This window comes from Pantoea sp. WEP (genome assembly GCF_041678305.1).
In the GTDB taxonomy this organism is placed as follows: domain Bacteria; phylum Pseudomonadota; class Gammaproteobacteria; order Enterobacterales; family Enterobacteriaceae; genus Pantoea; species Pantoea dispersa.
The window spans coordinates 856,641-868,316 of sequence record NZ_JBGNXB010000001.1; the positions used below are offsets into that span (position 1 = coordinate 856,641).

Below are 11,676 nucleotides of genomic sequence, written 5' to 3' on the forward strand. Positions count from 1 at the left end.
TGATTTAATGCGTCTCGAACCAGTCCTGCAGGATAATCACCGCAGACTGCGAATCGATATGGCCTTTCTGCAGCGCGCGATAGCCGCCGCGTTCGAACAGATCGGCACGCGCTACAACGGTGCTCAGACGCTCATCCTGCAGCTCCACACGCACGCCGAAGCGGCCGTGCAGCCGGTTAGCAAACTTGCGCGCGCGCGCCGTCAGCGGCTGTTCGCTGCCGTCCATGTTGAGTGGCAGGCCAACCACCACGTAATCCGGCTGCCACTCTTTCAGCAGCTTACCTATTAGCTCCCAGTCCGGCGTGCCGTCCTGCGCTTTCAGCGCGGTGAGCGGGCGCGCAGTGCCGGTCAGCTGTTGCCCGATGGCAACGCCGATGCTTTTGGTGCCGAAGTCAAAGCCGAGCAGCGTTTCACTGGCCATCAGGCGTGCCCTGCATCGCTGGTCATGTTGTGGATGTCCACACCCATGCTGCGCGCGGCTTCACGCCAGCGTTCGGCAATCGGCGTCTGGAACAGGATCTGCGTATTGGCAGGCGTGGTCAGCCAGGCATTCTCCAGCAGCTCATTTTCCAGCTGATCCTTCTCCCATGCGCAATAACCCAGCGCTACCAGCACGTTCTCTGGCTGTTCACGCGTGCCGATCGCTTCCAGCACATCGCGCGAAGTGGTGATCACCGTATTGTCAGAAATGCGGATACTGGAGGAGAACACGCGCTGGGCCGAGTGCAGAATAAAGCCACGATCTTCCGCCAGCGGACCACCGGCAAACACCGGTTTGTCCAGTTTGATGGCAGGATCGCGTTCTGATGGGCTGATTTTAAGTTTTTTCAGGATGCCTTCGACCGTCAGGTTGTCCATCGGCTTGTTAACGATCAAACCCATGGCACCCTCTTCGTTATGCTCGCAGATATACACCACCGAGCGTTTGAAGAAAGGGTCCTGCAGCGACGGCATCGCAATCAAGAAATGGTGCTGTAAATTCATTCTCACTCGTTTACCAAAAATAGCCGGTGCTGAACGGCTGCACCGGCTTTGGGTGGTTCACGGAGCTCTCACTCCTGCGGCATCCTCAGCCCAAACGTTTTTCAATCGCGTCCATCAGCATGCCGGTGATGGAGACCGGGAACGCCGCCTCGATTTCGCGGATGCAGGTTGGGCTGGTGACGTTAACTTCTGTCAGTTTATCACCGATAATATCGAGGCCGACAAAAATCAGCCCTTTGGCTTTCAATGTCGGACCTACGCGGCGGGCAATTTCCCAGTCGCTGTCGCTCAGCGGACGGGCTTCGCCGCGGCCACCGGCGGCGAGGTTGCCACGGGTTTCGCCGCCCTGCGGAATGCGTGCCAGGCAGTATGGCACCGGTTCACCATCGACCACCAGCACGCGCTTATCACCGTCTTTGATCGCCGGCAGATAATTTTGCGCCATGCAGAAGAACTGACCGTGGTTGGTCAGCGTTTCAGTGATCACGCCGAAGTTGGCATCATCTTTTTTGATGCGGAAAATCGACGCGCCGCCCATGCCGTCGAGCGGCTTGAAGATTACATCGCCATGCTCCTGCCAGAACGCGCGCAGCTGCTCTTTGTTGCGCGTCACCAGCGTGTCTGGCGTCAGGTCGGCAAACCAGGCGGTGTAGAGTTTTTCGTTGCAGTCACGCAGGCTCTGCGGTTTGTTAACGATCAGCGTGCCTTGCTCTTCCGCGCGCTCCAGCAGATAGGTTGCGTAAATGAACTCGGTATCAAACGGCGGGTCTTTACGCATCAGCACCACGTTAAGATCGGCCAGCGGGATAGTCTGCTCGCTGCCAAACGTATACCACTGATCGTAGTTCTGCTCGACGCTCAGCAGCCGGGTGCGCGCGTAAGTCACGCCACCACGCAGCGACAGATCGCCCATCTCCATGTAGTGAATTTCATAACCGCGGCGCTGTGCTTCCAGCAACATGGCGAAGCTGGAGTCTTTTTTAATGTTGATGGACGAAATCGGGTCCATAACGATGCCAAGCTTAATCATTATTCTCTCCTCAAAGGGGAATTCAGCCACCCCGTTCCGTGCGAAAGCGTTGTGCTGGTCAGTTATCTGCGTGTGTCTTCGGGCTGAAAGTATCCCTTAACCGAGGTCACCAAACCTCACCTGAAGTGCCGTGATGGCGGTGAGCGCCGTGGTTTCGGTGCGCAAAACGCGCGGACCGAGCAGGATATCGGTAAAGCCGTGCTGCGCCGTCATGGCAATTTCCTCTGCCGACAGGCCGCCTTCCGGGCCAATCAGCAGCCGTACGCGCTCAACCGGCTGCGGCAGCGTATTGATGCTGTGGCTGGCGCGCGGATGCAGGTTGAGCTTCAGGCCGTCATCCGCTTCGGCACACCAGGCTTCGAGCGTCATCGCGGCGCGGATTTCCGGCACGCGATTACGACCGCACTGCTCGCAGGCGGCGATGGCTATTTTCTGCCACTGCTGAATCTTTTTCGCCAGGCGTTCGGCATCCAGCTTTACGCCACAGCGTTCAGAAAACAAGGGCGTAATCACATTCACGCCCAGTTCGATCGATTTCTGGATAGTGAATTCCATTTTTTCACCGCGCGACATCACCTGACCGAGGTGTAAGTGCAGCGGGGATTCGCGATCGTCAGGCTGGCTGGCAAGGACCTTTACTTTTACACGCTTTTTGTCGGCCTGGGTGATTTCGGCGCTAAAAGTCAGATTACTGCCATCAAACAGCTCGATCTGCTGTCCGGCGCTCATGCGCAGCACGCGGCCGACGTGGTTGGCGGCATCCTCATCAAGCTGAACTTCACTGTTAACGGTTAGAGCTTCGGGGTGATAAATGCGGGGTATGCGCATGCGGTTCCTGCCGGCGTTATGCCGCATCGCGCGATGCGGCCCAATCGAAAAAAGCTAGTGTAGGGTAGCGCTTTCAGCGCTGGCAAGCCTGCTGTACCCAGGAATTGTGATTTCCCTGCACCGCGGCGATGCGCTGGTCGCGTTCGCACTCCCACGGCGTGACCGGATACTGCTTGTTCCACGCGGTGAACAGCTGGGTTTGCTGGCGTGACAGGCGCAGATGATACTGGTCGCGCATATAGAAGTAGGTGCGGGCGATGGCGCCGCGCGCGCGCTCGGGAGGCTCGGCGCGCTTCTGCTTAAAATCGATCTTCATGCTGCACTGACCGTACTGCTGCTCGCCACCGTTCCACTGGCTGTACTGAAAGTTGTTGCGGTCACCGTTCACTTCACCGATGGCTGGCTGCAGGTTGTGCAGATCGCTTTCGATGCGGCGGTAGTCTGCGTCTTTGCTGCAGTTTTTCCGTCCGCCATTTTGCCAGCACTGACGCTGATGACCAAACTCCCACGCCGGCATGACGTGTTCCCACTCGATGCGTTCCGCGCGGTTGGCGTTCTTGCGCACGCTATAGCCGCAGCTGCTGAGATCCGGCACGCCTTTTTTACCGTGCCAGCTGATTTTGCAGCCGCAGTAAAAATCCGCCGGCGCATCCGCGTTGATCTTTGCCGCGACCACTTTCGCCTGCTGAAAATTGTTCTGGTTGTAATGGGTGAGACTGAGGCTGTACGCGCTGAGCGGCGCGACCAGCAGAGAGAGTAATAACAGCGTTTTGCGAGACATATTCCACAAAATAACCTGGTACCGAAAAAGGGCGGCAGGGTAACAGAATGGTCGGGCGCGGGGAATGAGAATCGCGGACTAATTCGCTGCGTATTCACCGGGTTGCAGCAGCGTACCGCAATGCACGCAGCGATATTCGCTCTCACCACGCACCACGCGGTTGTGGCGGCGTACCGTCAGCTGATGTTGCTGGCAGCGACAGCGATAGGGGAAGGTATTGCTGCGCACCGAAGTGATTGCGAACTGATGGGTGCGGCGGGCGGGCACGCCCAGCACGTCCTCCATCATCCACTTCCACTCTTTGCCGTGCGGCGGCACGCGGCCGAAGGTTTTCCACACCAGCAGATGCGCCAGTTCATGCGGCACCACTTCATCGATAAAAGCCTGCTGGTTTTCCAGCAGCAGCACCGGGTTGAGGCGAATTTGCCACTGCTCCAGCCACGCGGTGCCTGCGGCCGTGCCGCGCTGCTGATAAACCAGCGTCGGCTCTTCGAAATGACGTTCGAGTTTTTGCTGAGCCAGCTGCAAAAAATGGCGCAGCGAGCGCATGACGGCTTGTTGCAGGGCGATGGGCAGACGTGGCGTTTTCATGTGCGGCAGCATAAGGCGTTGCCGCGGGGTACGCAACTGCATGCGCACAGGCGGCAGATAAAAAAAGGGCCGCCCTGCGGCAGCCCCGGTTAACGCATCTGGCCTTACTGCTGGCCGATATCGCGCAGTTTTTTGCCCGACATCAGGTTGCGCTCGATGTGCTCCAGCGAGACGTTTTTGGTCTCCGGAATCAGCGCGACCGTCAGCAGAATAAAGAACACGTTCAGCGCGGCGTAGACCCAGAAAGTCGGCGCGTTGCCCAGCGAGTTCAGCATGGTCAGGAAGGTGGCACCCACGATCATGTTGGCAATCCAGTTGGTCGCGGTAGAGACGGTGATACCAAAATCACGCCCTTTCAGCGGCTGAATTTCAGAACACAGTACCCAAATCAGCGGACCGGCTGACATCGCGAAACCAACAATGAACATCAGCAGCATGGCGATGGCAAAGTACTGCTCACCGGCAGAGTTGATGCCAATGTGCAGCATGGTACCGAGGATACCCATGCCGGCTGCCATCACCAGGAAGCCCAGCACCAGCGTTGGTTTACGGCCCCAGCGATCCACCAGACCGATAGCAATAAAGGTGGCCAGCACGTTCACCAGACCCACGATCACGGTGCCCCACATTTGCTGCGTGGTATTGGCGAAGCCGGCGATTTCGAAGATTTTCGGTGCGTAGTACATGATGACGTTCATGCCGGTGAACTGCTGCATCACCTGCAACAGCACGCCGAGGAACACCGCGCGGCGGAAGTTGCTGTTGCTCTGGAAGAGCTGCCAGCCGGACTGTTTGATCTTCAGGCTTTCGCGGATCTCATCCAGCTCGCGTTTCGCCTGCTCGCTGGTGTCACGCAGGCGATCCAGCACGCGCTGCGCATCGCGGAAGTCACCTTTCGCCGCCAGCCAGCGCGGGCTGTTTGGCAGGAACACCACACCAACCAGCAGCAGCACCGCCGGAATAGTGATGATGCCCAGCATCCAGCGCCAGTCGCCCGAGGCACTGAACGCGGTGTCCGACAGGTAAGCGCCGAGAATACCGATGGTGATCATCAGCTGATACAGGGAAATCATACTGCCGCGGATCTTCTCCGGTGCGATTTCCGAGAGATACAGCGGGGCGGTATAAGAGGCAACGCCGACGGCAAGGCCGAGCACCACGCGTGCGGCAATCAGCATTTCCGGGTTTGGCGCCATCGCTGACCACAGTGAACCGATAACGAACAGGATGGCACCGGCCATCAGGCTCTTTTTACGGCCGAGACGCGAAGACATCCAGCCGCTGCCCACGGCACCGACTGCAGCACCGAACATCATTGAGCTGACGATCCACTCCTGCTGATGTGCGGTAACGTTGAAATCTTTCGCGATGAAGGGCAGAGCACCGGCGATAACGCCGATATCCAGACCGAACAGCAGGCCCGCCAGAGCGGCCAGAAAGCAGACAAACAGGGTCATCGCCTTGTTTGAGGTTCTGCTTTTGTGAGTATTACCAGGCATATTGCCTCCGAAGTTTATCCATCTTTGTTTTTATCAATGTTAAGTAAGCTGCCTGCGGGAAAAAGTGAGTACGATCACATCGATGTAATCGGTTACACACGCTGAAACCCTGTAATCCAGCATTTTTTGCCCGAATCAGTCACATAACCAGTAAGGTATAGCACCCTTTAAGTTTCTGACATCACTATAAATATCGGCTATCAGACGACGCTGAAAATAACGCATTTTCATCATCGTTACTACGCTGAAAAATCTCTAAATTGAAGATATTAAAAGGATTTCAAAATGTAATCGTTAACACTTTGTTGTAAGCGCAGTGCTAACAGTGTAGACAGCGCTGAAAAATGCGCCTGCGGTGCTGTAGACAAAAAGTGTGATGGTGCAGAGGCGGGATAGGGGAAGCGGTCAGGGACGAAAGCGTGGAAATTTCGCCGGTAAAAAAGCCCGCTTGCGCGGGCTCGATTTACCTTCTCCGCTAAGATAAGCTCGGGGTGAGAGCCGTTGCCCGCACCCGCGGAGATTACAGGCCTGCGGCCTCGCGCAGCTGGGCGGCTTTGTCGGTCTGTTCCCACGGGAAGTGTTCACGACCAAAGTGACCGTAGGCAGCGGTTTCTTTGTAGATTGGCTTCAGCAGATCCATCATCTGAATCAGACCGTATGGACGCAGGTCGAAGAACTCACGCACCAGCAGCGTCAGCTGTTCGGTTGAAACTTTCTCGGTACCGAAGGTTTCCACCATGATTGAGGTCGGTTCTGCCACACCAATCGCGTAAGAAACCTGGATTTCGCAGCGATCGGCCAGGCCAGCGGCAACGATGTTTTTCGCCACGTAGCGCGCAGCGTAAGCCGCTGAGCGGTCAACTTTCGATGGATCTTTACCGGAGAACGCGCCGCCGCCGTGACGGGCCATGCCGCCGTAGGTATCGACGATGATTTTACGACCGGTCAGGCCGCAGTCGCCCATCGGGCCGCCGATCACGAAACGACCGGTTGGGTTGATGTGGTATTTGGTGCTGGCGTTGATCCACTCGGTCGGCAGTACCGGCTTGATGATCTCTTCCATCACCGCTTCACGCAGATCGGCCTGAGAAATCTCTTCTGAATGCTGAGTTGACAGCACTACCGCATCGATACCGACAATCTTGCCGCCGTCGTACTGGAAGGTAATCTGGCTTTTGGCATCCGGGCGCAGCCATGGCAGCGTACCGTTTTTACGCACTTCAGCCTGACGCTGCACCAGACGGTGCGCGTAGGTCACCGGTGCCGGCATCAGCACGTCGGTTTCATTGGTGGCGTAACCAAACATCAGGCCCTGGTCGCCCGCGCCCTGTTCCAGCGGATCGGTACGGTCTACGCCCTGGTTGATGTCCGGCGACTGTTTACCAATCGCGCTCAGCACCGCACAGGAGTTAGCATCAAAGCCCATATCGGAATGAACATAGCCGATTTCACGTACGGTATTGCGGGTGATCTCTTCGATATCGACCCAGGCGCTGGTGGTGATCTCACCGCCAACCAGCACCATACCGGTTTTTACGTAGGTTTCGCAGGCGACGCGTGCTTTGGGATCCTGTTCAAGGATGGCGTCCAGCACGGCATCGGAAATCTGATCGGCGATTTTATCAGGATGTCCTTCTGATACGGACTCGGATGTAAAAAGGTGTTTAGCCATTCTGTTCTTTACCTTGCAAATGGTTTGAATTCGACTGCATAGCGTAAGCGGGATGATGCCAGCTCGACGCCCCTTCAGGCAAAGCCGCAAGCAGTAGGAAGTGTCAGCGTACCAGGCTCACACCGCCTGGATGTTAATCAGTTTAGATGGAAAACCATCTGGACGGCTATTTTAGGTCACTCAGTGCGCGTTTTTCCAGTGCTTTTTCGCCATCCGCATTTATCGCTACAGATCAACTGGAATATTTTCCTGACACCCGCCGCAGCGCGCCGACAAAGATTTTGCATTTTGCCGCGTCAGACTGTATAAAACGCCGCAGTTGTCCCATGGATGACGCCCCCGTGCGTCGCGCTGTCAGAGGCTGTTGATCTGATTTTCATCCACTCCGTTTCCGCATGCTGTTAGCAGGCGCTGGAGGTGATAAAAACAATGAACCACATTTTCGCTCTCTTCGGTTCACGGCGCCGTTCTGGCGCGCTGGCACGCCTTTCCATTTCCAGTTCTGCTCTTTTCTCTCGTCGAAGTTTTCTGCGCTGCGGTAATTATCCCGACACGAGCGCCGGCTAAGCTATTCCCCCAGTTTCTCTGCTGTGTTTCACTCGTCTGTGGTGAGGTGATGCGGGACGATTTTGCCCCGTTGTTCACCGCTTCCGGCACGGTGTTTTACACTTAACCTCAGTAAGGCGCACGGTAACCTGCTGAGGCAAGATAAGCAGAATGAGGAAATTTCCATCCGGCGCAGTAGCAGCAAAATCCGGCAACTTTTTCATATTTCAACGGAAAATTGAGGTTCGTGATGTCTGACGACATGAAGAATATCAAGGGTTCGTCAGCTGGCGAACAGGGTGTACTCCGCTCGATGCAGGAGGTGGCGATGAACGATCAGGACGCAAGCAGAATGCTGCGCACCTACAACATTGCCTGGTGGGGAAACAACTATTACGACGTCAACGAACTCGGCCACATCAGCGTCTGCCCGGATCCGGATCAGCCGGAGGTGCGCGTTGACCTGGCGAAGCTGGTTAAAGAGCGCGAGGCCGACGGCCAGCGCCTGCCTGCGCTGTTCTGCTTCCCGCAAATTCTGCAGCACCGTCTGCGTTCGATTAATGCCGCCTTTAAACGCGCGCGTGAATCCTACGGCTATAAGGGCGACTACTTCCTGGTTTACCCGATCAAAGTTAACCAGCATAAGCGCGTGATTGAATCGCTGGTCAACTCCGGCGAGCCGCTGGGGCTGGAGGCGGGTTCCAAAGCTGAGCTGATGGCGGTGCTGGCGCACGCCGGGAAAACCCGCTCGGTGATTGTGTGTAACGGCTACAAAGACCGCGAATATATCCGTCTGGCGCTGATTGGTGAAAAGCTCGGCCATAAAGTCTATCTGGTGATTGAGAAGATGACCGAAGTGCGCCTGGTGCTGGAAGAAGCCGAGCGGCTGAATGTGGTGCCGCGCCTCGGCATTCGCGCCCGTCTGGCATCGCAGGGTTCCGGCAAGTGGCAGTCGAGCGGCGGCGAGAAATCCAAATTTGGTCTGGCGGCATCGCAGGTGCTGCAGCTGGTCGATATCATGCGCAAAGCGGGTCGTCTCGACAGCCTGCAGCTGCTGCATTTCCACCTCGGCTCGCAGATGTCCAATATTCGCGATATCGCCACCGGCGTGCGTGAATCGGCGCGCTTCTATGTTGAGCTGGCGAAGCTGGGCGTCAACATCAAGTGCTTTGACGTCGGCGGCGGGCTTGGGGTTGACTACGAAGGCACGCGTTCGCAGTCAGACTGCTCAGTCAACTACGGCCTGAACGAATACGCCAACAACGTGATCTGGGCCATCGGCGACGCCTGTGAAGAGCACGGTCTGGAGCATCCGACCGTGATTACGGAATCGGGGCGTGCGGTGACCGCGCATCATACCGTGCTGGTCTCCAACATCATCGGCGTTGAGCGCAATGAATTCAGTACGCCGGTCGCACCGGATGCCGACTCACCGCGCCCGATTCAGAGCCTGTGGGATACCTGGCAGGAGATGCACGAGCCGAGCGTACGCCGTTCGCTGCGCGAATGGCTGCATGACAGCCAGATGGACCTGTTCGACATCCATACCGGCTATTCGTCAGGCACCTACGATCTCGGTCAGCGCGCCTGGGCAGAGCAGCTGTATCTCAGCATCTGCCACTATATTCAGCAGCACCTTGACCCGAGCAACCGCGCCCATCGGCCGATCATTGATGAGCTGCAGGAGCGCATGGCGGACAAGATTTACGTCAACTTCTCGCTGTTCCAGTCGATGCCGGATGCGTGGGGCATCGATCAGCTGTTCCCGGTGCTGCCGCTGGAAGGACTGAACAAAACCCCGCAGCGTCGTGCGGTACTGCTGGATATCACCTGTGATTCCGATGGCACCATCGATCACTACGTTGACGGCGACGGTATTGCCACCACCATGCCAATGCCGGAATACGATGTGGATAATCCACCGATGCTGGGCTTCTTTATGGTCGGGGCGTATCAGGAAATCCTCGGCAATATGCACAACCTGTTTGGCGATACCGAAGCGGTTGACGTCTTCGCCTTCCCGGATGGCAGCGTAGAAGTGCAGCTGTCTGATGAAGGGGATACCGTGGCGGATATGCTGCAATACGTGCAGCTCAATCCTAACGATCTGATGACGTTATTCCGCGATCAGGTAAAACAGCAGCAGGATATTGACGAAGAGCTGCGGGCGCAGTTCCTTGAAGAGTTTGAGAGTGGGCTTTACGGCTATACCTATCTCGAAGACGAGTAAATGTATTTCCCGCAACGGGCTCCGGCTGGAGCCCGTTATTATCACCTTCCCTGACAATCCTTCCCGCCATTTATTCAATTCGTGATCGCTATCACTCTGAAATTATCCCGGTCGAAACAGCAAATTCAAACCGTTTATTAACAAAAGCTATCTGCTTAATTCAGCAGCGAAAGCGCATCGGTAGTGAAAAAAACGTTTTTTAAATCTGTGGCTTAGTGTTGCACCTGCCCGCTAATGACCAATCTCTCTTTTATGAGTTTCTGGCTATCTATAATAAAAATTTAAGCATAAGGCGTTAGGTGAGCGCTGTGCAGGCTGTCGGTTTTTTTGACGCTTTCTGGAATCCCGCTTTAAGCAGTACATTATCTCATATTAAGGACAAAGCCAGAATTTATACCAATGACGTATAATTTATTGCTTATTAATCAATTGAGTATGGATTTTATTTTTTGTCAAGGCCGCCAATCAAAAATCCTGAGTCTAAGAATTATCTGATCTTTATGTGAAACATGCAGTGAAAATGAAGCTTTATTGATTGGTATAAACGATTAAAGTTCATGCTGTTGTTCACTGAAATCTATTTTTCAAAATGTAAGTTGTAAGTTAACCTTCAGTTAAGGTGTTAAGTTTTATCGATGTTTCCCTTACGAATCACATGAGAAAAGCTGACGGTTTAACGCGCTATCAGCCAGTGTAAGGATCGTAAAATGCGCTGCAAATCCGACTACATTCTGATGCTGGAGCCGGTTCACGCTATTTCCGGTGAAGTGGTGGCATGGGAATTGTTGACGCGTTTCGCAGATGATGCAGATACCAATAATAAGCGTAACCCTGACAGGGATGCAGGGTTCTTCAGTCGGCTTTCTGCTGACGAAAAATGGCAGTTATTCCTCCACCAGGTCGAAAAACTTATTCAGCTTTACCATGCGGGGTTTGAGCAGGTCATCAGCGTTAATGTAGACAGAGATATTGTTTCAGGCATTTTTAAAGATGCTGAAATACAAAGAAAACTGGCCGCGCTGACGCGATTACGGCTGGAAATCTCTGCCTTCTTCACCGCACGCTTTAATAGCGCCGACCTGCTGATCCTGAAAGGCGTAGCCAAAATCACGCCGGCCCCGTTATGGCTCGATGACTTTGGTCCGGGTTATTCCAACCTGACCATGCTCGATAGCGGAATATTCGACATCGTCAAGATTGATAAAAAATTTTTTTGGCAATTTGGCGAAGATCGCACTTTCGACATTCTGCTCGACCACCTCAATCAATTATGTCGCGGCGTGATTATTGAGGGCGTTGAACATCAACGTCAGGTTGATTTGCTGTCGCAAAAATCAATTTACGGCATGCAAGGCTACCACTGGAAGAGCGTCTATCTCACTGATTTGTTGGCGCAAGTCTGAAAAGAGTTCGGCAGAGCTATTTTTCGCACGGGCGGCAAATAACGACTCAGCGCGTTTTCACTGTGCCTCTGGCAGATGAAACCGGCCTGGAGAGGATGTGAGTAATTCATTG

The 11,676-nt window shown here is 55.0% G+C and carries 10 protein-coding genes; 2 read left to right on the plus strand and 8 right to left on the minus strand.

Going from position 1 to position 11,676, the window contains the following annotated elements; genetic code table 11:
- Positions 1-4: 4 nt before the first annotated feature.
- The 8 genes from ruvX to metK all read right to left on the minus strand — a co-directional run bounded on the left by ruvX (position 5) and on the right by metK (position 7,385).
- Positions 5-421 carry a Holliday junction resolvase RuvX gene (gene ruvX / locus ABVR31_RS03980; protein ID WP_372771857.1) on the minus strand — a complete coding sequence of 139 codons (417 nt, stop codon included), beginning with the start codon at positions 419-421 and terminating at the stop codon, positions 5-7.
- On the minus strand, positions 421-984 hold the full coding sequence (locus ABVR31_RS03985) for a YqgE/AlgH family protein (protein WP_021506630.1): 564 nt from the start codon (positions 982-984) through the stop codon (positions 421-423). The genes ruvX and ABVR31_RS03985 overlap by 1 nt, the downstream gene beginning before the upstream one ends.
- Before the next feature lie 85 nt (positions 985-1,069).
- A complete protein-coding gene (gene gshB, locus ABVR31_RS03990; protein ID WP_021506631.1) occupies positions 1,070-2,014 on the minus strand; it encodes a glutathione synthase in 945 nt (314 codons plus the stop codon).
- 96 nt (positions 2,015-2,110) lie between these two features.
- Positions 2,111-2,842, minus strand: a complete 732-nt coding sequence (gene rsmE / locus ABVR31_RS03995; RefSeq protein ID WP_372771858.1) for a 16S rRNA (uracil(1498)-N(3))-methyltransferase — start codon at positions 2,840-2,842, stop codon at positions 2,111-2,113.
- A gap of 73 nt (positions 2,843-2,915) precedes the next feature.
- A complete protein-coding gene (endA, locus tag ABVR31_RS04000) occupies positions 2,916-3,623 on the minus strand; it encodes a deoxyribonuclease I (protein ID WP_058757110.1) in 708 nt (235 codons plus the stop codon).
- Between the two features lie 78 nt (positions 3,624-3,701).
- Positions 3,702-4,214 (minus strand): SprT family zinc-dependent metalloprotease, encoded by a 513-nt coding sequence (locus tag ABVR31_RS04005; RefSeq protein WP_372771859.1) that lies wholly within the window; start codon positions 4,212-4,214, stop codon positions 3,702-3,704.
- Between the two features lie 104 nt (positions 4,215-4,318).
- Complete coding sequence (locus tag ABVR31_RS04010) at positions 4,319-5,713, minus strand: sugar porter family MFS transporter (RefSeq protein WP_031279461.1); 1,395 nt, start codon at positions 5,711-5,713, stop codon at positions 4,319-4,321.
- Between the two features lie 520 nt (positions 5,714-6,233).
- Positions 6,234-7,385: a methionine adenosyltransferase gene (gene metK, locus ABVR31_RS04015; RefSeq protein WP_021506636.1), complete on the minus strand. Its 1,152-nt coding sequence runs from the start codon at positions 7,383-7,385 to the stop codon at positions 6,234-6,236.
- A gap of 796 nt (positions 7,386-8,181) precedes the next feature.
- On the opposite strand from metK, the gene speA reads away from it, so the two are divergent.
- Together speA and ABVR31_RS04025 are read left to right on the plus strand one after the other, a co-directional pair.
- On the plus strand, positions 8,182-10,161 hold the full coding sequence (speA, locus tag ABVR31_RS04020) for a biosynthetic arginine decarboxylase (RefSeq protein ID WP_071813582.1): 1,980 nt from the start codon (positions 8,182-8,184) through the stop codon (positions 10,159-10,161).
- A gap of 707 nt (positions 10,162-10,868) precedes the next feature.
- Positions 10,869-11,564 (plus strand): EAL domain-containing protein, encoded by a 696-nt coding sequence (locus tag ABVR31_RS04025; protein ID WP_058776232.1) that lies wholly within the window; start codon positions 10,869-10,871, stop codon positions 11,562-11,564.
- The last annotated feature ends 112 nt before the right edge of the window (positions 11,565-11,676 follow it).